This is a genomic window from Flavilitoribacter nigricans DSM 23189 = NBRC 102662 (genome assembly GCF_002646595.1).
Classification (GTDB): Bacteria; Bacteroidota; Bacteroidia; order Chitinophagales; family Saprospiraceae; genus Flavilitoribacter; species Flavilitoribacter nigricans.
In genome coordinates this window covers 12,714-36,065 of sequence record NZ_PDUD01000069.1, presented here as the reverse complement: position 1 = coordinate 36,065, position 23,352 = coordinate 12,714, and the positions used below count along the sequence as shown (strand labels likewise).

Annotated in this window: 19 protein-coding genes; 17 read left to right on the top strand and 2 right to left on the bottom strand. The window is 39.9% G+C overall.

The window, feature by feature from the left end:
- Positions 1 to 172: 172 nt before the first annotated feature.
- Both CRP01_RS39770 and CRP01_RS39765 read left to right on the top strand, forming a co-directional pair.
- Entirely contained in the window at positions 173 to 2,692 is a 2,520-nt protein-coding gene (locus CRP01_RS39770) for a DEAD/DEAH box helicase (RefSeq protein WP_099155682.1), read from the top strand.
- 199 nt (positions 2,693 to 2,891) lie between these two features.
- Positions 2,892 to 3,758 (top strand): hypothetical protein, encoded by an 867-nt coding sequence (locus tag CRP01_RS39765; RefSeq protein WP_099155681.1) that lies wholly within the window; start codon positions 2,892 to 2,894, stop codon positions 3,756 to 3,758.
- A gap of 104 nt (positions 3,759 to 3,862) precedes the next feature.
- Here the strand turns inward: CRP01_RS39765 and CRP01_RS39760 are convergent, their stop codons facing one another.
- Positions 3,863 to 4,135: a hypothetical protein gene (locus tag CRP01_RS39760; protein WP_099155680.1), complete on the bottom strand. Its 273-nt coding sequence runs from the start codon at positions 4,133 to 4,135 to the stop codon at positions 3,863 to 3,865.
- A gap of 833 nt (positions 4,136 to 4,968) precedes the next feature.
- Here CRP01_RS39760 and CRP01_RS39750 point away from each other — a divergent pair.
- From CRP01_RS39750 to CRP01_RS39735, 4 genes are read left to right on the top strand one after another with little or no spacing between them, the layout of a single operon-like run.
- A complete protein-coding gene (locus tag CRP01_RS39750; protein ID WP_099155678.1) occupies positions 4,969 to 5,532 on the top strand; it encodes an RNA polymerase sigma factor in 564 nt (187 codons plus the stop codon).
- A 2-nt stretch (positions 5,533 to 5,534) separates the two neighbouring features.
- The gene (locus tag CRP01_RS39745; RefSeq protein ID WP_099155677.1) at positions 5,535 to 6,290 is read left to right on the top strand and encodes a tetratricopeptide repeat protein; all 756 of its coding nucleotides are present in this window, start codon (positions 5,535 to 5,537) and stop codon (positions 6,288 to 6,290) included.
- A gap of 25 nt (positions 6,291 to 6,315) precedes the next feature.
- Positions 6,316 to 7,791, top strand: coding sequence for a S8 family serine peptidase (locus tag CRP01_RS39740; protein WP_099155676.1), 1,476 nt, complete (start codon positions 6,316 to 6,318; stop codon positions 7,789 to 7,791).
- A 50-nt stretch (positions 7,792 to 7,841) separates the two neighbouring features.
- Positions 7,842 to 8,678 (top strand): hypothetical protein, encoded by an 837-nt coding sequence (locus tag CRP01_RS39735; protein WP_099155675.1) that lies wholly within the window; start codon positions 7,842 to 7,844, stop codon positions 8,676 to 8,678.
- A gap of 37 nt (positions 8,679 to 8,715) precedes the next feature.
- Here the strand turns inward: CRP01_RS39735 and CRP01_RS39730 are convergent, their stop codons facing one another.
- Positions 8,716 to 11,508, bottom strand: a complete 2,793-nt coding sequence (locus CRP01_RS39730; protein WP_099155674.1) for a CHAT domain-containing protein — start codon at positions 11,506 to 11,508, stop codon at positions 8,716 to 8,718.
- A 425-nt stretch (positions 11,509 to 11,933) separates the two neighbouring features.
- Here CRP01_RS39730 and CRP01_RS39725 point away from each other — a divergent pair, with 425 nt between their 5' ends.
- The 11 genes from CRP01_RS39725 (at position 11,934) to CRP01_RS39675 (ending at position 23,234) form a co-directional block, all read left to right on the top strand.
- Entirely contained in the window at positions 11,934 to 12,575 is a 642-nt protein-coding gene (locus tag CRP01_RS39725; RefSeq protein ID WP_099155673.1) for a hypothetical protein, read from the top strand.
- A gap of 71 nt (positions 12,576 to 12,646) precedes the next feature.
- A complete protein-coding gene (locus CRP01_RS39720) occupies positions 12,647 to 16,303 on the top strand; it encodes a PKD domain-containing protein (RefSeq protein WP_099155672.1) in 3,657 nt (1,218 codons plus the stop codon).
- Between the two features lie 18 nt (positions 16,304 to 16,321).
- Positions 16,322 to 16,684, top strand: coding sequence for a hypothetical protein (locus CRP01_RS42070; RefSeq protein ID WP_143473746.1), 363 nt, complete (start codon positions 16,322 to 16,324; stop codon positions 16,682 to 16,684).
- A gap of 500 nt (positions 16,685 to 17,184) precedes the next feature.
- Complete coding sequence (locus CRP01_RS39710; RefSeq protein ID WP_099155670.1) at positions 17,185 to 18,462, top strand: phage integrase SAM-like domain-containing protein; 1,278 nt, start codon at positions 17,185 to 17,187, stop codon at positions 18,460 to 18,462.
- A 24-nt stretch (positions 18,463 to 18,486) separates the two neighbouring features.
- On the top strand, positions 18,487 to 19,167 hold the full coding sequence (locus CRP01_RS39705; RefSeq protein ID WP_099155669.1) for a hypothetical protein: 681 nt from the start codon (positions 18,487 to 18,489) through the stop codon (positions 19,165 to 19,167).
- 514 nt (positions 19,168 to 19,681) lie between these two features.
- Positions 19,682 to 19,897, top strand: a complete 216-nt coding sequence (locus tag CRP01_RS39700) for a ribbon-helix-helix domain-containing protein (protein ID WP_099155668.1) — start codon at positions 19,682 to 19,684, stop codon at positions 19,895 to 19,897.
- On the top strand, positions 19,887 to 20,186 hold the full coding sequence (locus CRP01_RS39695; protein WP_099155667.1) for a hypothetical protein: 300 nt from the start codon (positions 19,887 to 19,889) through the stop codon (positions 20,184 to 20,186). The genes CRP01_RS39700 and CRP01_RS39695 overlap by 11 nt, the downstream gene beginning before the upstream one ends.
- 48 nt (positions 20,187 to 20,234) lie before the next feature.
- Entirely contained in the window at positions 20,235 to 21,542 is a 1,308-nt protein-coding gene (locus CRP01_RS39690) for a VapE domain-containing protein (RefSeq protein ID WP_099155666.1), read from the top strand.
- Between the two features lie 162 nt (positions 21,543 to 21,704).
- Positions 21,705 to 22,595, top strand: a complete 891-nt coding sequence (locus CRP01_RS39685; RefSeq protein WP_099155665.1) for a BT4734/BF3469 family protein — start codon at positions 21,705 to 21,707, stop codon at positions 22,593 to 22,595.
- 63 nt (positions 22,596 to 22,658) lie between these two features.
- Positions 22,659 to 22,943 carry a hypothetical protein gene (locus CRP01_RS39680; RefSeq protein WP_099155664.1) on the top strand — a complete coding sequence of 95 codons (285 nt, stop codon included), beginning with the start codon at positions 22,659 to 22,661 and terminating at the stop codon, positions 22,941 to 22,943.
- Positions 22,944 to 22,949: 6 nt separating this feature from the next.
- Positions 22,950 to 23,234 carry a hypothetical protein gene (locus CRP01_RS39675; RefSeq protein WP_099155663.1) on the top strand — a complete coding sequence of 95 codons (285 nt, stop codon included), beginning with the start codon at positions 22,950 to 22,952 and terminating at the stop codon, positions 23,232 to 23,234.
- Positions 23,235 to 23,352 lie beyond the last annotated feature (118 nt).

The window sequence follows — 23,352 nt, the reverse complement described above, 5'->3', positions numbered from 1 at the left end:
TTGGGACCGTATAGACCTAGAATCATCAATCTTCGGATTTACAACTCCACAAGGGAAACGGCCAATAGCCAAATTTTATATCGAAGACTATCTCCTGGAGAATTTACAGGGACGGCCTAGGTAAATCAACGTAGTTAAATTGAGATAATTTTAAAAGTCAACCCAAATACAAATGATTAATTTTAATAAAAGGCTTGGTAATACTGAAGGTACAAAAAGGATAGACCCAATTGAAATCTATAAATTTCTAGATAGAGATGCAGATAAGGGACCTCTTCGACCCAGCCAAGAAAAGATTTTGACCGAATGGCATGCCGAAAGAAGAGAAGATAATGATATAATAATCAAACTGCATACTGGACAGGGTAAGACATTAATTGGTTTACTAATCTTACAATCGTATCTGAATAGCGGCTCTGGTCCCGTTATGTATATTTGCCCAGACAAGTATTTAGTTGAACAAACCTGTCAACAGGCTTCTGAGTTTGGTTTTGATTATGTTACTGTAACTCCTGATGGGAGTATTCCTGAGGAGTTTTACGACTCAACATCTATATTAATCATTCATGTTCAGAAGGTATTTCATGGATTTTCTAAGTTTGGTATTGGGAATAAAGGAATTAATATAGGTGCTATTGTTTTGGATGACAGCCATGCGTGTATCAATTCGATTGAAAGTAGTTTTAGTTTAAAAATCTCAAGAGAAGGAGAGTTGTACGAAAAGATCATCTCGTTATTTGAAGATTATTTGAAACAACAAGGATATGTAACGTTTTCTGAAATTAGGAATGGAGAATCTTCTGATGTTTTAGCAGTTCCCTACTGGGCATGGTTCGAGAAGTATGAAGAATTGGCTGAAATATGTGTAGAAGACGCAAGCGAACTGAACCCATATGCTTGGCAGCTAATCAAGGATGATCTAAGAGATTGCAATTGTATTATTTCTTCTTATCGTATCGAAATCACTCCTACAATAATTCCTATATATAAGTATAGGTTTTTTGATAAAGCTAAGCATCGGATATTGATGTCAGCTACGACAAATGACGATTCTTCATTCATTAAGAGTTTGGCTATAAGTAAGGAGACGGTCTTAAATCCGTTTATAAACAAAGATAGCAAGTGGTCCGGTGAGAAGATGATATTGCTGCCATACTACATTGATCATGAATTAAATAGAGAGGCGATTGTTAATTGGCTTTCTCCGCCAAGAGAAAAAAACAATATTGGTTTTGTTGCGCTCACACCAAGTAACAAAGACGCCGATTTTTGGGTGGAGTGTGGCGCTGTTAAGGCTACGAGTGAGAATATGGTTTCTTTAATTGAGGGATTGAAAAATGGAAGTGGGAGGTCAAATACTGTCGTCTTTGCAAATAGATATGATGGAATTGACTTACCTGACAAGAGCTGTAGGGTTCTAATTCTTGATAAGAGACCATATGCTCAGACGTTGTTTGATGCATATCAAGAGGAGGTGCGCAGTGAAAGTGAAATAATCAATATGAAAATTGCTCAGAAAATAGAGCAAGGTTTAGGCAGAGGTGTTCGTGGAGAAAAGGACTACTGTATAATTATACTCACTGGAGCAAACCTACTGGCATCTATTAAGAATCGTAGTCTAAAGCGTTTCTTTTCTCCACAAACTAGAAAACAGGTAGACATTGGTATTGAACTGGCCAAATTTGCCGTTCAAGATGCAGGGGAAGAAAATGATGGTAGAAAAATCGTTGTTGGGGCAATGAAACAATGTCTCATTAGAGATGAGGGGTGGAAATCATTTTACATTGAACAGATGGACTCCATTGAAGATGGCGAGAAAGACCAAAGTATTCTAGAAACACTGGAGCTTGAGGCTAAAGCAGAAAATTACTATCTACAAGGTGAGTTTACTAAAGCAAAAGATGAATATCAATCAATTAAAGACAAGCACTCGCACGATGATGCGGAGGCGGGATGGTATATGCAACAAATGGCTAGGGTGATTTATCCAACGAATAAGAACGAGTCTAATTTACTACAGACTAAAGCTCATCAAAAAAATCGTTATTTATTCCGACCTATATCAGGATTAGAGATTAAAAAGCTGACAATTAAACAGAATCGTTCGGCAGAGATACGAAATTGGCTTCTTGAGTTTGATGATTTTCCCAGTCTGAAAATTGGACTTGATAGTATTCTAAGTGGATTAGTTTTTGGACCAAATTATAAGAAATTTGAGAAGTCCCTTAATGATTTGGGGCGGATTCTAGGTTTCAATACTGAGAGACCAGAATTAGAATGGAAAGAAGGGCCCGATAACTTATGGTGTATCGGCCCTAATTCATTTCTCGTCATTGAGTGCAAGTCAGGGGTATCTGTTGAGAGAAATGAAATTGTAAAGTCTGAAGCGGAGCAGTTACTACATTCTACCAGGTGGTTTGAGAAAAATTACCCTAATAGTGAGTGTTTACCAGTGCTGGTTATTCCATCAAAGAGTACTGCTCGTGGTGTCGTTTTGCCTAAGGATTCAAGAATTTTAAGGAGAGGTAAATTAAGAGAATTGAAGAGAGTGGTAACTAGTTTCTTCTCTACTTTTAAAGATGTTGATTTCTCAAGTATTACGTTAGAAGAAATATCTACAGAGCTTCATAACCATTCTTTAACTGAAGAAGGAATAAAAGGCATTTTCGAAGCGCCATACTATCGTAAATGATTCCTTCGTATGAAAAGGTATTTGGTTCTGCGTGGAACACAGTGTAGTCAAAATGCTCCTAAGGTCGCACTACGGCTACACAAACTGTTCCCAAACTGAACCACGAAGAGGGAAAGCTTTCCTCCCATTTTATTCTTCATTCAGATAAATCGGGTAATAGGTACAAACAGCCAGACGGTGAGCACAAGAAGATTAGAATATGAAACTAACTATTTTAAATAAAAAAAATAATCCTTTATGGTCTACAGGAATTGATAATAAGGGTGATGAGTATAGAGTTATTGATGGACACTTCTTCCTTGGAGAAACTATATCCGTTGAACCTTATCATAATTCATCGAATACTTTTATTCACCCAAAGTTGAACTATGATTCTGTCGACATCTTCTCTAATTTTCTTAATAAAGAGGGCTTAATCCATTTTAAAGACCTCTCTGAAGTAAATAATAAATCAAAACCTTTTCGAAGGTTATATGAATTAAATAACTATTGGGTATCTCCCGTAAGTAATATTAGCAATCAAATTGAATACCTATATCATAAAAAGATGATCGATTATTCGAGATTCAAAATTGGCAAACCCGGCATAAAACAGATAAGGGGTAGAGCCTCCATAATTTCTATAAATTATTCAGATCTGCTTCAAAAGGTTTTAAGAGAAAGAAAAGCTGTGAGATCTTGGTATTTTTGTGATAGAGAAAGGGATTTAAATAGAGGTCAATATGCTGATTTATTTGTGTTAGGCAACTTTAACGAACCAGATTTGCAAATTCAGTTATGGCAAATCATTGGAGGAGGTAGTGAAATTCTTTTCGCACATGGACTAATTGATAAAGAGACTTTAAGATTCAATCATTTTGACCTAGCTACACATTACGTCGACCCCAATCAAATACCACAATTTGCTAACAATAAAAAAAGACTTGATTTAATCAAAAAAGAAAAATGGATAAGAATTGACCATGACTTAGGTGAAGAGGACATATTTTCACTGATAAAAATGTTTTTCCCAATGAATTATTTAATTGACGAATTTATTGAATATCCTGTACTCAATATTGTATAGGAGTCCATGTTCGTTCGACACAGCTATTAGATCAAGCTTTCCCAAACTGAACCACGAAAAGGGAAAGAATTTTGCCGTCACCTGGAAAAAAGACCTTCCCGAATTTAGATATCAATCTCTAACCCCTTATCCTTGTCATCCCGATCTTTACTTTTCGTAAGGCGTGGGATACCTTTTGAAGCTTCCCTGAGTTTAGCTATGGTTTTGGTTTGAGTCCGTTCTTTTGCATATTCCTGAGCACCGGCAACAAAGCCCTCAACAAAGGGAAGTTCAACACCTTCAACGGCGGCAACCAATTGTTTGGATAGAGCAGGTCGATGCTTTTCAATGATGTAACCAGCATTAAAGCCTTCCAATAATTCCTTATCTGCATCCATTACTCTTTTGTTTTAGGGCTGCTCTCGATAAAATCTAAAATAGATTGCCTTCGGTACACAATATGCTTTGAACTGAGCCTTCGGAAGTCAATATCTCCTGTATCTCGATATTTCTGGAAAGTCGTCTTCGAAGTAATTCTCAGAAGCCTCATCGATTCTTTTTCATCAATCCAAGGGTCTAGATCATCATCCCTGATTTCCTTCGCTAATGCTTTCACCAAAGCATTAAACGTCCGAGATTCTACACATATAACAGGTACGTTAGTAGGAAAATCGGCCATAAAGGAATCAGTAATTTGACGCCAAACAAAAATAGAAAATTCTGGGAGACTAGAAAATCAAGCTTAATTTCTAACAACCTCCTTACAAAAAAGAGAATTGGAATGGCTGAAATTCGCTATATTTGAAGAGCATTGTAGAAAGGCAGTGCCTACAACGAAAAAAGGCCGGATAAACTACCCGGCCGATTGAAATTTTGAAAACGTCAACTCAACTGTCAACGCGGCTAAAAATTAGATTTATAAAGCGTTGATTTTCAGGAGGTGAATTGAGTTTTTAGTAGACCCACTAGGATCATAACTTGATACGAACAATTGATTCGGGGCCTGCTCTTTCTGAAAAAATACATGTATTAGTTTATCATAACAATTAATTATATTTTTTCCTTGAGTAAGAGAAGTGAAAAGTCTTCCCTAAATTTCCAATAATTTACAATTCTCATTAAGGTAATTATTTGTATCCCCCTCAGCCAGCCATTAAGAAAACTTTCAAATAAAACATTCAGGACAAGTTACTTTTGTCATATTTAATCATAGATTAATAGATTCTTTTTCATGACAGACAGGAATGCCATAAAGCTTCTCAAGAAGGGTAATATGGAGGCTTTAGGTTGGATTTATAAGAAATACAGAGTGAGATTTGTTCAACGTATGATGACCAAATGGTCGTGCAGCGAAGAGGAGGCTTTAGAGGTATATCATGATACTGTTATAGAACTAGACCGACAAGTTGCAATTGGTAAACTGTCTCAGCTTTGGGGTGGTGGATTAGGTGGATGGATCTTTCGAACCGGGAATAACAAATGGCACGAAAAATTACGGGGTATTAAAAAACGAAAGGAAAAAGAACATGAATGGAGCTGGCTTGAAAGCGAAACCGCTGCTCGCAATGATTCTCCCGAAATGGAGGAAATATTTCTGGAAGAACTTAGTGCTGGTTTAGAACGTCTAGACGGACGATGCCAAAAGTTACTTCGGTATTATTATCTTGAAAATCAATCATTGAAGAGTATTTGGGAACAGATGCAATTCCCATCATATGCTGCTGCTAAAATGGCTTTAAGGCGTTGCAGAGAGCGACTGAGAGAGATGATTTTTAGCCTTAAAAAAAGTGAATAGTCATGGGTTTGTCAGATAAAGATATTGCGTTATTAGAAAAATTCTGGTTTGGCAATTTGCCAAGAAAAACCCGAAATGAAGTAGTAAAACGGCTGCAAGAGGATGCTGATTTTAATAGAGAAGCAATCCAATTAAAACAAACCATAGATGGATTATATAGTCTTCGTGAGCAAAAGGTAAGAACATACCTCCAAGAGAAAGAAAATTCATTACCTCAAATAGAGTTGAAATCAGAAAGGTATTTCGGGTTTAAAGCAAAGCATTGGATAGTAAGTGCTCTAATAATAGCGATTGTGATTTCAATTATAGCTTATATTAAAATTTCCGGATCAGCAAGTCAACCGCCTGCTGCCATTGCCCAAAACTATTTTAGGCCTTACCCCTATGTAGGACAAACTCTGAGCGAAAATGATTCTATTGCTCAACTATACGCTAAGGCTGACTACGAAGCAGCTATTCCTTCTCTTGAGAATAAGTTTGAAAATGAAAATGACACCTTGACTTTGTTTTATCTTGGAATCGCGTATTTAGGCCAGAATCAAGCAACCAAGGCTACGTCTGTCTTTGAAAGTATTCAGTATTCAGTAGAAGTTCCTCAGGATGCAACTCAGTGGTATCTTGCCCTTTCGTACCTCCAACAAGATCGTATAAGTGCGGCAATTCCAATTTTAGAATCGCTCACTATTTCTGAATGGAAAGAAAAGGCGAAGGCAAAGGAGATACTTAAAAAGCTTGAATCTATCAAAATCTCTAACTGAATTTCTATTTCGCAAAATTACCGGCATGAATGATAATAATAAATTAGACGAGGTCACATTAAGTTATGGAAAAGGCCAACTCCATTTGAAAAAAAACTTTAATGTATTTGGTTTACGAAGGAAAAACCGAGCCTTGATAATTCAACCTTCCAGCATGACTCCCTATAGTTTAACTCCTTTCAGAACCTTTGATCTGTATCTATCAAATGATACAGAAAATACACTGGATGAATTAAGGAATCACAAAAACGTGCTGGTTGGAACTCACGTTTATTACGCTTCTAATGAAGATATTCCCATAATACCAACTGGCTTACTTTATGCAGAGTTTAAAGAAGGCGTACAGAAGTTCAGTGTAGCAGAACTAATTAGTGAGTATAAATTGCAATTTGTTGAATCGCGAGGAAATCGGAAATATATTCTTAGAACGACCAGGTATTCTCCAAATCCCTTGAAAGTAGCTAATGCCTTACAGCGCCATCCTGCGGTTGAGATAGCAGAACCGGATATAGCAACACTAGGGATTATGCATTCTGATCCCTTTACGAGCTGGCATCTTAAGAATTCCGGCCATGCGGATGGCTTCGAAAAAGGTGCGGATTCCCGGCTATTAGAAGCACAAGCGGAAGCACAATCACAAGGCAGTTCTGAGGTGATTGTTGCAGTTATTGATCAAGGTTTCGACTTTGACCATCCTGTATTTGCAGGGCCAAATAAGATAATTGCACCAAAGGATTTCGCCGATGGTGATCTATATCCTTCCTTTAATCTCCCGACTGAAAACCATGGTACTGCATGTGCCAGCATTGCCGTTGGAAATTATGATGATGAGAAAGGTTTTATGGGAGTGGCACCAAAAAGCCGTTTAATGCCTATTCGCTTTCACAATGGTTACGATTTTAATTTCTTTGGTCTTGAGCAATGTTTCCAACATGCGTTGTCGAATGGCGCCTGGGTCGTTAATTGTAGTTGGGCTGCAGCTGATAGTACGATTTCGGTCCCAACCCTAGTATATGATGCGATTCATAAATGCGCCATTGAGGGAAGAAACGGATTAGGTACTGTCGTTTGCTTTAGCATAGGTAATGATGGAATGGATATCTCCAGCTTAAACGGTTTTGCTAACCATCAGGATGTTTGGGCAATTGGAGCATTCACCAGTGAGGATAAACGCTCTTCATATGCTAATTTTGGCAGCCCGCTCTTACTATGCGCACCATCAGACGGTCTAGGGGGGTGGCCAATTAACGCTGCTAAAAATGGAGGTAAGTATACCGATTTTGATGGAACTTCGGCCGCTTGTGCTGTATTTGCTGGGATATGTGCTTTTCTTTTATCATTAAAACCAAACTTAAAAGTCAGAGAATTTAAGGAAATTCTTATTGATACAGCGAGAAAGATTGATCCGGCACTGCATACTGCTGATGGTCATTCACTAATTTATGGTTATGGTTATATTGATGCTCTCCGCGCAGTAAAAGCTATAATGAGACTACCTTAATGACGTTACCTTTACGCTCTTTTTGCATATATCTATAAACACAAAGAAAAATGGCTGAAAAACAATTCAACAAACGCCCACGGTTCCAAAGTCAATCAATTTCCATTAGCTCTGAGCATGGCGAACGTGAAGTTGATAACTTCTTGGCACTTGCAGAATGGAACGGCTTAACCGTTTCCGTATTTCGACGGAAAGGAAATCCAAGAATGGCAAAGGTTTCACCTCAATTTCAGAATGTTACGGAAGATAAGCACAATTTTGATATTTCCACTTTAGTAATTCCCATAGGGTTCTGTAACGTGACCTACAAAGCTTATGAGGAGGGCAATAAGGTCAAAATTTCTGAATTAAGTTCGGATGTAGGTTTGGAAGAACAGTTTTCTTGTACAATACTTCTAAATGTGGAGAACGAAGAACGGGACCGATCTTGGCTTCGTAGTACTGCAATTAATCCCTGTCTTGATCTTCAGGGTATAGATCATCAACAACGTGGAGATGAACGCTGTGCTATTCCCATCACCTATGAGGATACTGGGATTGACCTGTTTCCTTTATTTGAGCATACCGGTCAGGTTGAAGTGAATCAGTGGACAAGGAATTCGCCAGCAAGGAGGCGGGCAATTGGGCTTATTGAAGATCTTGTAAATGATCCTGCTAAGAACAAGAAGAGCTATTTCATGCCTCTATTGTTATCAGATAATAGCATATGTTATTATTTCATCCCAGAAGCAAATTTAGAATCAGAATTAGAGCTTTGGCATAATGCTTTAAAGAAAGCAGAATCGAATGGAAAACGCATAATGATAGCCATTAATGGCCCCATTTATCATAAGGATGACTGGGGAATTTGTTTTACAGAGGTAGCAGAACCAGTTATTGATAACTAAGAAATGTAGAGTTAGGTCTTCCTAAAAATCTGACTACTTATAACAAGCATATCAAGCCCGTCCAATATCCTGGATGTGTTAAGAAATTATCTCCATGGCTGAGATATGTCAACTTTGCCTGACGAAGAGCTTCTTTTGGATCAAGGGTGTGTTGTAACTCAGCATAGAAATAGGTAAGTAAGTAAGCCGTCGTTGTTTGATCTATTTCCCAAAGTGAGGAAATAACAGTAGGCACTCCTGCTTGAATGAAAGCTCGCGCAAGAGAGTAGGTTCCTTCTGAAGATTCTATTGCTCCAAAACCAGTCTCACAAGCACCCAAAACTACTAGTTTTGCATTGAATTTTCTTTGTAAAATTTCATATGCATAAAGGGTATCATAGCTGTTTTTTGAGGGATGGAAAAGGAGTTTACTATCCCATCGCTGCTTGGGGTTACTTTGGCCATGGATGCTAAAGTGTAAAATATCATATTTTTCTCCGTTTCGATAGAAATGATCCTTGTTACAAGCTCTATTTTTAGCCAACTGCACTTGCTTCCCACCAAATATTGAACTTATTGTATCAAGTAGTGATTCGGATTCAGATAACCATGAATGACTTCTCTGTCCGTACGTATAAGCCAATATTGTAGGGTTATCTGGTATGTCCTTTCCTTCTTTTAAAGTTTGTAAATAAACTGTCCAAGACGGTGCATAACTAATTTGGGTATTAATAATGAGATATGGTGCTTTGGAATAAATATTGTGAGAGTCCTTATTGTATATTGTATCTGTTATTAGTGCCTCATATGGAATTAAATTTAATTCCTTGTCCGGAATGACAAGTAAACTTTTGCCATTTAAGTTTTGAGCAAATGGTTTAACCAAAACAGTATAAAGCTCAAAAGAGGATTTTATCCACTTCTTAGAGTTCTTTATTGTAGACTTTTCCAGTTGAGAACGAAAGGATTTAATCAACTCAGGTAAGTTTCCTGGGTCATTTTGAAAGAAGAATCCTGTATCTTTATCAATATAAATTCCAGATAATTGCGTCTTGCTATAATTATATGTAACTAAAGCTTCAGATGAAGCTAAAGATCGTTGGACATAGTCAATATTCAATATAGAGTCAAAGGCGAAATATTTTCCCCAATCCTGATAACTATTTTTTAAAGCCTCTATCATTACACTGTATCGCTCTACCTGTTCATCATTTAGGCGATTTCCATTTTCCTTTAACCAATCAAAATAGATTTTATCCTGAAATAACTTTCCCAGGTTTTCATCAAATTTTTCTCTAGAGTACATATCTCTAAATAGGATATGGGATTTCATTCTTTCTGAAAACCGTAATGCTTGGTTTAACAATGATCGGTTGGGGTTTCTTTCATAAGATAGATATGTACACTCCATTGCAACCTGATAAAACTCATCTCCTGCTTCCTTTTGATAAGTGATAATAGCATCGTCATTAGGAGAGGGTAAAGCTGTTAAAGAGTCGGCCAATACACAGAATCGATTGGCCCACTCTAAATCAACGGGATCATTTTGTGAATTGAATTTCCTCAATAAAACGCCTGCAATATTGGCAAATGACCTGTAGTTGTATTTGTAAGAATGATATACTTCAGGAGAAATAATTTGGCCCAAAGTTAGATCCTCACCTTCATATGGCGTCCCATAAAGCATGATGTCTCTAAATGATCTGTAAGCCAAATCAAAAATGCCTAGCTTTTGATACATTTTACCCAAAGAATAGTATGCTTCACCTAGCAAATGCCGATTTCGCTGTGGATCGTTTCTATAATTGGATAAGAATTGCTCATAATATTGAACACTCCTACTAGGATTCACTCCAAAATAATAGTATCCACGTAGACGGTCAGGATGAAAATAGCGATCAGGTTGCATTATTTCTAAATCGCTTATAACCACCAAAAAATCTTCTTCTTTAATTCCTATTTGAATCTCGTTAACAATGCTATCTGCCATAAATTCCTGTAGGTGCAAACTCTTAAGTTTACGTCCAAGTTGGATAGCTTGCCCAAAACTCTTCCTTGCTTCTAAATACTTCTTTTGCTTTTTTAACATATTCCCTTTCAAATTCAGACATCTAGCCATGAATAGACTGTCCTTATAGAATGCCTGCTGGGCAAGCTTAAGAGCATTATCACAATGACTCTCTCCAGGGCGATGATCGCGTTGAGATTGATTGATTAAAGCCATTGCAAATTCATTTTCTTTACTGAATGGCTGCCATTCTGAATGAGCTTGAAAAAGTTCGTATGCTGGAATAATGTACTGCAAGGCCGAATCAAAGGATGATGCATATTCATAATGAAGAAGCCCAATTTGATTGATGGTTTGAGCGTAGCGTAAATGATCTATCCCATATGCTTTTTTGTAAAGGCTGGCAGCCATTTTTAAATGTCTTAGAGCATCCTTCCAATTGTCAAGGTGGTCGAATAAGATTCCTCTGTTTAAGTGATAATCCGCTTCGGCTTCATAGCTTCTAAAACTCAAATTTTGTGATTCAATTTCCCTTAAACAATTTTCTGCCAAACTATCCATGTGCATTGCCAAGTAGCAGAATCCAAGCTGGTTCAATGCATAGATTCTATCGACATCCTTTAATTCACTTACAACTAACTCCTTAAACGTTTCAACAGCTCTCTCGAAATCCAGACTGTGCTTAAAAAAATCAGCTTGCTGAAAAACTAGATTTACACCTTCAAGATGCACGTAATCTGCAATTGATGGGGGATAGAATTTCTTTTGTTGGAATGGCTGTCCAACTTTAACTAAAGCAAAAATTATAGTTAGACTGAAAAAAAGAATTAAAACCTTCTTCATAATAGATCATTCTTTCCTGACATATTTTCCTCTTTCTCAGGTATGCCAAAGATGGTTCAACCTAGATCTGACTGTCGATATTTTACTCCACCTGAAGTTAATTAGAATTCAATCAATACAAAAATCATCAATAGGTTTAGTTAAAATTTAGAGTGCTTAGGAGGGTAATAGATTTGTTGTTTTTTAAAAAACTCCTGTGCTTGTTACCTCTACCCACCTTTGTACATATATATATGAGGAATAGATAAACACTCGTGTGTGGCGATCCTTAGGGAGCTATTTAAAAGCCCTTGATAAAACTAAACCCTATACAAATGAGCAATCGGGTTGAATATGCCATTGGCATATTGCCCATTGCTTTTAGTGTAGAAGGAAACTTGTGAGTTATAAGAATGAGTTTTCTTAAACTATAAATTTTCGAACTAATGAGTAAAAGCAAAAACACTAAAATTGAATCCTTAAAAGAGTTACAATTATTGATGCCTCGAATTGTAAATCAAGTAAATGGCAATCCTCAATTGGCATTGGCCGCTACTGCTAACCCTATTTTAGCATTGGAATATTTAGGTTACTCCTTTACTCCCAAAGCAAGAAAAGAAATAGAATCATATGGACGATTTGGTCCGGATGGGTTGCAACAATTGGCTGAGGTTGAAAAACATTGGAAACAATTATTCGGATCAGAGCCCATTCCTGCAAGTAAAGAGATGGCAAAAAAAATGTTTGCCCAACTTGCAAAGGGAACTGATCCGAGAAAAACGAAATCCCGTAAGATGAGCAGTAAGTCTAAATCCACAAGGTCAATAACTTTAGAAACAGCGCTTGATCTTATTTATTCCAAAATAAAAGATATTGAAACTGAAGAAAAAAACAAAATCGAATCTCTTGAACAAATCCATGAAGCCTTACCACTTCTCTATCAATATCAAAAAATACTTTCACAAAGGACAGCTTTTGCACGCAAAGAAAAATTTGAGCAGCTTTTAAAAAGTGAACAAAAAACACCTCTATCTGCTGTAAAATTCAGGTTAAAATCCAGCGAAGAGAGGAGAAGAGCACGTTCCTGAAAACTCAGATAATTTTTGACTCTCATTTTTTAATCATCCCAAGTTTTCCACATAAAATTAAAAAGCAAATCATGGTAAATACACAGGGTTTTCAAACAGTTGCAGAAATAACAGAAGCTACTCTTCTCTCCTTACTCCGCGAGGCGTGGCGATCAGGTAGCTTAAATAATAATGGAACGTTGCCTCAAGAGATACAATTGCCTGCAGGAATGCCATTGGGGCCTTTTTCACTTGCAGATGGAACTGTACAAATACCTCAAGATGAAGTCCGACTCAACCTAAACCCTGTTATCAATGGCATTGACCTAATCTTGGGAATGGAAATTGATCTGGAGATAGCTAATCCACCTGTACCAAGTGCCCAACTGTTTAATCTAACAGCTGATGTAACACTAAGACTCCCTGTTGGAAATGCTCCTGATCCATCAGCGCCGGTTAATCTAGCACTTTTACTCGAAGATTTACCAACAGATGCGGTAGACGTTATGATAACATCTGGAGATCCCTTCGCTGATCTCTTAGAAAATGGTCCAGAGGAGTACATTCACCAACTTTATCAAGATGGGACGATTCCACATTTGGTTGAAGACATACCACTGAATTTTGGCCCTTTCTCTATGATGGCATCTATCCAATTTTTTGACGATGAATCTGATCCCACCAAAAGTATAGCAGTGAGTTATCCACCAGAATCGATTGAAGTGAACATACCTGTTTATATTCGATTCTATGACATTACAGACACAATTCCCTTCTTCTCTCTGGCTACACCAATGGGGGTCTTTGCTATTGCCCGTCTGACAATGCCCTTTTCCAGAACAGATAGCCACATCCATATTGGCACAGATAGTATAAATGCCGATTTGGTCAGTATTACACCTGGGCCCGGAGAAGAGGGAGATAATTATGACATTAATAAAGATCTAGTTGATGCCGCTCGGTCGTTTTTTCCAGCCCTTCCACCACTTGAGGATGCCATTCGTACTGGGTTTATAACTGCTGCAAATACCTTCTTCACAGGTAGGCCTCCAGTAAATTTCGATATCCCAACTATAGCAGACCTGGAATTGCAGGTTGAACAATTTATCAGGGCTGAAATGGATAATCGCAGATGGATTATTATTTGGGCCCCCGAAGGTCAATTGGCAGAAGGATTATCAGCTGATGACATAGTACCCAAGGTACTTGAAGAGGCATTTGCAATTGCTTTCAATGGAGGTATTGGTGCCAATGCTGATTTACTAGAAAATTTCATCCTGCCTTCCTGCGATTTTGCCTTTGCACTTGACGACGATTTCATCGAAAGTCTTTTCCGCGAAAATATCGATGAACAGTTCCCTGAACTTCCAGTTACCCTACCCCGAGAACAAACGGATGGAAGGGAGATCCGACTAGAATCCATTGATATAAACTTAGTAGATGGAGCCATTCGAGTGACTGGTAGCCTGACCGCCGTAGATGTAATCCTAGGAAGCATTGATGTTGGAGTCAACTTCACTGTAAATATGGGCTTGAGATGGATTGATAACAGTGATGGCACACAAATGCTTGAACCATTTGTGATTGATGAGCCGGATGTCGACATTGATCTTGATTTACTTGGCTGGATTTTATCGTTCTTGATAGGATTTGTTTCAGGCGGCTTCCTAGGTGGTATCATTGCAGTTATTGTACTTGCTATTGTTATTAAAATTGTGGAAAGTATTGGAGGGGGAGTTGCAAGAGATGCACTTGGAAATGTAACTGGTGTAGCTGCATGGCCAGTAGATCTTCCAAATATTGGTAGCATCAATGCTAGGTTCAAAAATCCAGTAGACATTTTTTCAACGGGAGTGAGATTTATCGGAGAAATGACTATAGTAAGTGCCAGTACAGCTGTGCTCGATGCCGCTGATGCAAATGGGCCATACGGCGGAGTAGCCAGTGTCCTAGTTTCTTTCAATGGAGGGGCTGATCAAGCCTTTAGTCGACCTCAGTGGAACTTTGGAGACGGTAACTCTTCTTTGGTGAGACAGTCTGATCACCGTTATGGAGACAGTGGGCAATATATAGCCAAATTACGTATTGAGGTGGATGAGACTGGCGGTGCAATTACGAGAAACTTCACCACTGTTCGTCTGCAAAATGTATCTCCCAAAGTAAATTTGCCTACTTCACTTTCAGTGAATGAAGGTCAGGAAGTTGAGATCATAGGTTCGTTTACCGATTCAGAATGGCTTGACACCCATACTGCCATTTTTGACTGGGGGGATAACTCAAAACCAACTGTGGCAATTATTGCAGAAACAAATACAGAACCTGAGGCTCGGGGTACTGCGTCAGCTATGCATGCATGGTGTGATAATGGGCTATATACAGTACGACTTACCGTAATCGATGATGATGGCGGAATCGGCGAAACAAGTATGCAGGTTACAGTATTAAATCTACCACCAAAAGTCATGTCTGATGAGGCCATCTGTACCTTGGTAGGTCAAGAGATTTTGCTTCATGCCGAATTTGAAGATGAAGGATGGTGCGACGTCCACACCGCCACTTGGAATTTTGGAGATTGCACTGAGAAAAATGCTTTTATCGTAGAGGTTAATGAACCGCCAAAAGCCATAGGTGAAGTTTCGATCAGCCATCTATGGGAACATTGTGGTCAATACATAACTCAAGTAACGGTTACCGATGATGACGGAGGTAGTGGATCGGCTAGAACGGTTGTGCAAGTAGTAGAACTGAAAAACAAAAACATGGAGAATGGATTTCATCATTTTGCACAAGGAAGTCCAGATGATCCAAATCGAGTGGCCAATGGTTGGTTCCCATATGCGTCGCCGGTTCTAACACTAGACACGCGTGCCTTGGATCAACCTCGAGAATGGTTATTTTTTGGAGAACAATTCGTAGAGCGAGAAGGACGTCGCGCCCAAGGAGTCCGTTTTCGTGGTGCAATGCAAGCAGGTATCTATCAACAGATTTGTGCAAATAAGGGATGGGATTATTTTTTCTGTGCAGATTTCCATTTTATCACCACGCGTAAAACTGGGCACGCACGCATCGGCATTGACCCAATGGGGGGTACTGATCCAAATTCTCCAAATATTATTTGGCGAGAGCTCCCCAGTGAACCTCAATGGGGGACTATAACTGTCAGAACTACAGCACGGACAAATCAAATTACCCTATTAATAGGGGGTATAGATAGATTTGCTGGGCAAAACATCATTTACATTGACAAAGTTGACCTTTGCCAAATTCAACCCACTCTTTGCTCCACCGAAGAAGAGGAACCCTGCAAAGAAACATGTGTGAATTTTAATGATTTGGCTGTCGGACAGAACTTTGCTCCTGGATCGCCTTCATTGACACATCATGGAATTAATTTTTCCTCATTAGTCAATCTTTATATAATAGGCATTGCTATGCCTGTCCCATTTCACCATGGCTTGTTTTTTAGTCCTAGGGGCATAGAGGTGAAATTGCCTCAAAAGCTTCGAAAAGTAAAGGTTACAATGCACAACCGAGGAGGAGGCTCTGATTTCAAAATTGATATTCTCAGTGTAGGACTAGTAATAGATCAAATACCTGCAATTTTGAATCCTGGAACTGAAGATGAATTCATTTTATCTGCAACAATATTGGATGGTTTTAGAATCCGAGATCAACAAATGGAGTTATCAATTATCAAAATTTGTTTTTGCTTGGAAAAGGAACCGGGAAGAAGTCCAATACCTCAGTAATAATCTAAAAAAAAAATCATGACAAAGTTTCTTTATAACAATCCAATTCTCAAGAATTGTTTATACTTATTACTATTTGTTCTCATCCTTGATGCATGTGATGGCTCAAGCGGCTGCAATGGTTGCTCAGATATGGAAGGATGCACAATGAGCGGCTGTTCTGGAGATTTTCTAGGATGTAGTAACTGTTCATCAGAAGATTGGTTATTAACTGTATTATGTCCTCCTGGTGAAAAGGCAACAGAGGTATGTATATCTTGTGAAAGAGTGTGTAATGAAGGCCGATCAGCTTTAAGTATTGTCCAAAGTGAAAATAATGCATGTATAGCCACTTTGGTGCGGGAAGCTACTAATTGCAAATGTCGTGAAGAAGGGAATTAAACTTCAATTTAAGTTACTTTTTCTCGCATCAGACTAATGATAAAAATGAGAATTTCTGTTATCGTGACTAAATACTTTCAACAAATTCTTACGAGTTTGGACTGCTAGTTGCATGGTCCGTCTTCTTATAGCAATTCGATTCAGGAGAAAGGGTAAAGACTAATTCAAAAAAATAGGCCAAACTTGATTGTTTGGCCTATTCTTTTTTTCGTATTTTTACATTTCGACAACTCAAACGACAACTCGGAGATTTTTCATATCTCTAACTCCTTGTCTTTCAAGCTTTTTGCCGAAGCTTAAGCGGTCCGGACGGGACCAGCCAGACGAATCGGAAGACCCTGGAAATGTCATCTAATTTCCTGACTATCTTTCCATTCTTTCAAAAATAACAGGCTTTGAATATGCCAGTTCCGGAAAACGCCGGAATGTGAATGACTGCTATGCCGACTCCTTAGGCTTTTGCAGTTGTCCACCCCTATTTTGATGCTAAAATCAAAATTATGGCAAAATTACCAAAGCCTCGCTTCAATTTAAAATCTCCGAATGCTACTTCGGAGTCCCTAATTTTTTTGGTATTCCGGTACCGTGGACAAAAAGTATTGTATTCTACTGGTCTAGCCATCCATCCTAAGGAATGGAACTTCAAGGCACAAAGGCCAATAGAAAAAGAACGTAGGCCAGATCTGTGGGCCATTCGCCGTCAACTTGACGACTTTGAGGCATATTGCAAAGCCATCTACATTGAGTCCGGATATGGCCGCATTACCGTCCAAAGCTTCAAAGATAAGCTAGACCTCAAATCTGGTCGAACTGAACCGGTAGATCAACTTCCACAACTATCCTTCTTTGAGTTCATTGAGCAGGAGCTGGAAGAAATGCAACAGCAAGGGATGCGTAGAAGCTCCTTCCAACCCTTTAAGCTTCACGCTGAAATTCTGAGAAACTTCTCACGAGAACAAGGAGAATTTACCTTCGAAGATATTGACTGGAATTTTCGCCTGCAGCTGATCGACTGGCTGGCAACTCGCAAAGTGCAAGTCGGCTACGGCAATAAGACCCTAAGCATATTACGCCAGTTCATGGAGCGTGCCCGTCGAAAGAAGCTTCACAGCAATGTGAAATATCAAGGCTCCGGATGGTTGGTCAGTAAGAAAAAAGCGGTAAGTACACCAGTCACTTTGAGCCTGGAAGAGCTTCAAACACTGGCTGATCTTAAACTCGGCGGTTACTACAAGAAGGTTCGGGATCTTTTCCTAATTGGTGCCGGCACTGGACAACGCTTCAGTGATTACTCTCGATATACTCCGGCCCATTTCTACCGCACCATGAACGGAGTACCAATTTTATCAGTGATCGCCCAGAAAACAGATATTCCGGCAAAGATCCCACTGAATATCTTTCCCTGGCTCCTTCCAATCCTTGAGGAATACAATTACACTGCTCCCACCCTATCCATGCAAAAGCTTAACGAAGGGCTAAAATCACTTTGCCAGAATGCAGGATTTGATGATCAGATGCTGGTCGTCGAACAATACATGGGGCGGAAAGCCAGAATTGAGAAACGCTTTGTTCCAAAGTATGAGCTCATTTCCACCCATACCTGTAGAAGAAGTTTTGCCACTAATCTGTACAAAATGGGCTACACGCTCGCTCAGATCATGCCCATGACAGGCCATGCAACCGAAACACAGCTACGAACTTATATCGGCATCGATGCAGAAGAAAATGCCGAGCGGATCGCCCTCGAGATCCGCAACCGGAAAATGGATATCCATTAATTCAATCATATAAACTCTGTAACCATGCAAAACACTCTTGTTAATCAGGATTTCGAAAGGGCTGTTAAACAGCTACGCCGAATTTTACCGAAGCTCTCTTTTGGGCTCTTGATCGGCACCTACCTGATCTCGGCCTTCATCATGGGGATCTTCCATTCCCAGAATTCTCCACATATCGGCTTTAAGGTCGCTGCCTTTCTGGTTCCTTTAGCTATACAGGCCGGTCGTGGAACGCTGGTTTTCTTTTTCCAATTGAATCCGGCCAGGATACAAAGCCGCTTTTCAATGGGCATCATTGCAGCTACGACCCTTTTGGGATTATCCCTTTGGGAAGCCTGGCTGGTAATGTCGCCCTACGGTTTATCCTGGACCGTATCCGTTTCAACGCTCATGCTCATTGGTTGGGTCATTGAGATCATGATTCTGAAGGAAACCATGTTTGCCACTCAAATGCAGTTGTATCAGAACAAGGACCAGTGGCAGGAGCTACACAACTTCTATGTTGCCAGAGCCGACTTTGATCAGTTCATGGATGATCTATATGATGGTAAAAAACCGGTTCTACCTGGTCCGGATCATACTTCAAATCCAGAAGAGGCCCCAAAACTAGAGGACCATCCCAAAAGCCTGGAAAGTGATCGAAAAGCTGAATCCTTGCCGGAGGGAAACGGGTTCAGCCCGTCATTGAACGGGCAGACCTTATAAGTGCCACCTTTTATGGGGTGCATTTGGACCCGAATGACCCTTTTTTACGCCGCAACCTCAACCGACTGGAAGCGCGATTTCGAGACCGCTACTATTCGTCCGTGCAGAAGGATATTAAGCGCCGTAAAAAAGGAAAACCTTCTCATAGATCCACTTTGACTTCAATTGAAGAGAATCGGAAACGCCTCGAAAATGTCCAGCAAATTCGAAAAAAGCTTTTGCAGACTGAAGTAAAATCCATCGATTATCAAGGATTTTAGACTCCAAAGTGTTAAAAAGTGTTAAAGTTTTAAATTTTGCAGGACTTAAACTCGAGGACCATTTGAACCCTAATGAAGTCAAATGAATTGCGGCTTTTTTCATGCTGAAGTCAAATGAAGTCAAATGAACTGAAATGAAGACAGCGCCTCACGTAATACACTGAAAAACAACGGACTTTATATAAGTATTTATTCTTTAAGTTTGCGTAACAACATTTGTTTCACCAATTTTTTCACACTTTATTTTCAATCAGATGATCATAGGAAAGACCTTCTTTAAACGCGATGCTTTCCTTCACGCCCGGGTGCCGGAAGAGATCAAGCAAGCTTTCCAGGCGCTGGCCAAGTCGAAGGGCAAAACTGCCAGTGAATATGTACTTGAACTGGTCTTAAACGAGCTCGAAAGAGAAGAAGTCAACTTGCAATCATCTGTTGGAGATAAGCAAAACTTAAAGAATCATGAAAAATGAAATTATTCTGCAAACGATCTCAACGGCAGATCTGGAAGAGATGATCAGAAACCTGTTTCGTACTGCCTTCCAATCAGTTTGTGAGGAGTTACAAAGGGTCTTTGGCGAGGATGACCTGGTGAGTACCGGTAGAGCTTGCCGGATTCTAGGCGTCTGCTCGAAGGTCTTAAAAGTATTGACCGATGAAGGCCATTTTACGGTCTATTACCACCTGAAAGAACGGCGCTATAGCCGAGGCGAATTACTGGATTACCGGAATAAATACCGGATCAATAAAAAAAGGGGCTGAAGCTAGCACCTCCGGCCCCTTTAATTCGAAATAATTCAAATAAAAAGTATGTCCAAAGATAAGAAAAACCATGCAAAAAAGCGAGTACAAATTGCGGAAGGAACAGATCTAAATGGCGACAGCAAGCTTCGACAATTGGAAGCCGCACTGAACGCGTTGGCTGAATTCCGCTTCAATACCATTACCCGCTTTCCGGAGGTAAAATTCAAAGGGGCTAAACAGCAATGGAAGCGGATCGATGATTTCACTTTGCACACCATCGTCCGCCGTCTTAAAAATAAGGGCATAACCCAAGCTAGTAAGACCAGAGTGGGGGAGTTGCTGGAAAGCGACTTCTCCCCCTCGGTCAATCCCATCCAAGAATACTTCAAAAACCTTCCAAGCCCGACAGGAGATCCCGTCGGCGAACTTTGCGCCACTGTAGAACTTGCTGGTGATCCAACCATGGCTCCCCAAAGGGAAGCTATGTTCCGTAAATATTTTGAGAAATGGCTGGTTGGTGCTGTAGCCAATGCCTTCATCGAAGACCGTTGTGCGAACCAGCTTTGCTTTATTTTGGCCGGTCCACAAGGTACTTTCAAGTCGACCTGGATAAGTAATCTATGTCCTCCAGCGCTTGCTGCCTACTATGTCGAAGGCTCGCTCGATCCGGACAACAAGGATTCGATGCTGGCTACGTCCTGTAATTTTCTTTTCAATCTCGATGACTACTTCGCCGGGATCACTTCCCGGAAGATCAACGAGTTTAAAGGATTACTGACCAAAAATACGGTAAAGGTCCGCCGCTCTTATGCGCGTTATGCGGAGGAGTTACCCAAGATCTGCTCATTTATTGCTTCCAGTAATGAAGCACAGTTCCTACATGATCCGACCGGCAACCGGCGATTCCTGCCTTTTGAAGTAAATAAGATCGATATTGATACGACGCAACGAATAAACATCGATATGGTCTGGTCACAGGCCTACCGGCAATTCAAAGAAGGGTTCATCTATTGGCTGGAGAAAGAAGATCAGGTAGAACTAGCTGAATACAATGAGCAATTCGAAGTGCAGTCGAACGAATACGAAGTCCTGGTCACTTATATGCGCCCTCCGGATAAAGAAGAACTTCCGGAAGCAGATCTTACCAACGCCGAGATCCTGGTACACCTGCAGGACAAAGTATCCATTAAGCTTTCCCAAAAGAAATTAGGGGAGGCACTGCGCAAAGCTGGTTTTCCCCGCTACCAGAAGCAGCGGAACAACCACCGTTCCTGGGTGTACGGCATCATCTACGCTGATGAAGCTGATGTATATAGCGGACGGCAGCCAACGCCTCCAGGCAGTAGCAAAGAACAAGGCGAGGTCGATTTTTAAAAAGTTTACCAAAATTAAGTTGTGCATTTTGTGCACTTCAGAGTAATCTACTGAATTTCAAATCTTTAAAGTGCACAAGATCGCCTAAAATCGATCTTGTGCGATCTTGTGCATCTTGTGCACTTTCACGCCGGATCATTTCTCTCAAAAACATTCTTATCTATGAAAAGATCAGTGCTTGATATAGAGGTCAGTTGCTTCAGATCCTATGAAGGCAGGAAGCCAGACAATGTCAACCTACTCACCTGGTTGACTTCAGACAAATATGCTGATCAGGTAAAGGAACTAAGGCAGTTGGACGACAAAGCCGAGCGAGACAGGATAAAAGCCACCTTACCGGCGATTACCGTAAGCGGTATTTTCGCCCCATCACGCAAAGAAGAGAACCTGGTCAAGCATTCCGGTCTGATCTGTATCGATATCGACCCAAAGGGCAATGAGAATATTGCCAATTTCATGGACCTCAAACAGGAGCTTTTCAAGATCCGGAATGTGGCTTTTGCTGGGCTATCTGTCTCTGGCAAGGGTTTCTTTCTGATCATCCCCATAGCTTGCCCTAAACGCCACAAACAGCATTTTCAGGCTATTTATCATGACCTATTAAATTATGGCATCACGATTGACCTAGCACCGCAAAATGTGGCTTCGTTACGCGGCTATTCCTATGATCCGGAACCTCTATTTCGGCATGATGCTATTCCTTATCGGAAATGGGGTAGACCTCAGCCCCAAAAGACCCCAAGGCATAGCGTACATTTTTCTCCAAGTCGACATGTAATTGGTACACAGGAAAAGGTGGAGGCCCTAATCCAGCAAATCGTGGAACGGCAAATTGATATTACCACTGAGGAGCCGGATTGGTTCCGGTTAGCCTGCGCATTAGCAAATGAGTTTGGAGAAAGTGGCAGGTCTTATTTTCATGCCATTAGTCAATTCTATTGTAAATACGATATCCCTGAGGCTGATAAAAAATTCAGTCATGCTCTGACAGGTCGGTACCGGCAAATTACAATAGGTACGTTTTTCAAGCTTGTCAGTCAAAGCACCTTGTAACTCTCCCTTATTTTATCTTTTATTTATATATTTGGATGTGATACAAACCTTCACACCCTTCTCATGTCGGATTTTGAATCAAAAATAAATGTTATTTGCTTAGGCTTTGAGGCCTTCGACGCTTTAGTCGACAAGGTGGCTGACAGGTTTAAGGATCAAGTTTATAGTTCGTTGGATCCTTGGGTAAATAAAGATGATGCAAAAAGGATCGTTCATATCCGATCAGATGCAACATTTTTGAAATTGCGGGATGAAGGAAAATTTGATTACCGAAGGATCGGCGAGAGAAAAATAATTGTATATCGTCGACAATCCCTTTTGGATTTCATTGAAAATAGTCCAAAATAATTTGCTATGTCAGATTTTGAAAAGAAGGTAGTTGATGGCTTTAATGCCGGCTACATTATCGAAAAATATCAACCAGATCTGGCCCAATTGCTTTTAGAAAGCGTTGCGAGCGCCGATACGCCCTATGTTGAGGGCTTCATCGCTGGAAGTAAAGAATCAATATTGGAAAGAGAAAGGACTCGTTCAAAAACGATATCCAAGTTGAAGAGTTTTGGGAAAAGTGGAATTCCCCGGCCCACGAAAGGTAAGGATCGGGATGGAAAGGCTGAAGGATTTGAAATTGACATTTAAATCATTCAGAAGCGATTTTTGTTAAGTTTCATTCCAAAGGATTTTTAACTTACCTCAACTGCCGCAAAATACCTCGCCTCCAATTTTCACCTTACGGTAAGCATATGAGGTACTTAAT

Excerpts from the sequence above, each read along its gene's own strand:
- CRP01_RS39770 (WP_099155682.1), top strand. The coding sequence starts at position 173 with ATGATTAATTTTAATAAAAGGCTTGGTAATACTGAAGGTACAAAAAGG.
- CRP01_RS39765 (WP_099155681.1), top strand. The coding sequence starts at position 2,892 with ATGAAACTAACTATTTTAAATAAAAAAAATAATCCTTTATGGTCTACA.
- CRP01_RS39760 (WP_099155680.1), bottom strand. The coding sequence starts at position 4,135 with ATGGATGCAGATAAGGAATTATTGGAAGGCTTTAATGCTGGTTACATC.
- CRP01_RS39750 (WP_099155678.1), top strand. The coding sequence starts at position 4,969 with ATGACAGACAGGAATGCCATAAAGCTTCTCAAGAAGGGTAATATGGAG.
- CRP01_RS39745 (WP_099155677.1), top strand. The coding sequence starts at position 5,535 with ATGGGTTTGTCAGATAAAGATATTGCGTTATTAGAAAAATTCTGGTTT.
- CRP01_RS39740 (WP_099155676.1), top strand. The coding sequence starts at position 6,316 with ATGAATGATAATAATAAATTAGACGAGGTCACATTAAGTTATGGAAAA.
- CRP01_RS39735 (WP_099155675.1), top strand. The coding sequence starts at position 7,842 with ATGGCTGAAAAACAATTCAACAAACGCCCACGGTTCCAAAGTCAATCA.
- CRP01_RS39730 (WP_099155674.1), bottom strand. The coding sequence starts at position 11,508 with ATGAAGAAGGTTTTAATTCTTTTTTTCAGTCTAACTATAATTTTTGCT.
- CRP01_RS39725 (WP_099155673.1), top strand. The coding sequence starts at position 11,934 with ATGAGTAAAAGCAAAAACACTAAAATTGAATCCTTAAAAGAGTTACAA.
- CRP01_RS39720 (WP_099155672.1), top strand. The coding sequence starts at position 12,647 with ATGGTAAATACACAGGGTTTTCAAACAGTTGCAGAAATAACAGAAGCT.
- CRP01_RS42070 (WP_143473746.1), top strand. The coding sequence starts at position 16,322 with ATGACAAAGTTTCTTTATAACAATCCAATTCTCAAGAATTGTTTATAC.
- CRP01_RS39710 (WP_099155670.1), top strand. The coding sequence starts at position 17,185 with ATGGCAAAATTACCAAAGCCTCGCTTCAATTTAAAATCTCCGAATGCT.
- CRP01_RS39705 (WP_099155669.1), top strand. The coding sequence starts at position 18,487 with ATGCAAAACACTCTTGTTAATCAGGATTTCGAAAGGGCTGTTAAACAG.
- CRP01_RS39700 (WP_099155668.1), top strand. The coding sequence starts at position 19,682 with ATGATCATAGGAAAGACCTTCTTTAAACGCGATGCTTTCCTTCACGCC.
- CRP01_RS39695 (WP_099155667.1), top strand. The coding sequence starts at position 19,887 with ATGAAAAATGAAATTATTCTGCAAACGATCTCAACGGCAGATCTGGAA.
- CRP01_RS39690 (WP_099155666.1), top strand. The coding sequence starts at position 20,235 with ATGTCCAAAGATAAGAAAAACCATGCAAAAAAGCGAGTACAAATTGCG.
- CRP01_RS39685 (WP_099155665.1), top strand. The coding sequence starts at position 21,705 with ATGAAAAGATCAGTGCTTGATATAGAGGTCAGTTGCTTCAGATCCTAT.
- CRP01_RS39680 (WP_099155664.1), top strand. The coding sequence starts at position 22,659 with ATGTCGGATTTTGAATCAAAAATAAATGTTATTTGCTTAGGCTTTGAG.
- CRP01_RS39675 (WP_099155663.1), top strand. The coding sequence starts at position 22,950 with ATGTCAGATTTTGAAAAGAAGGTAGTTGATGGCTTTAATGCCGGCTAC.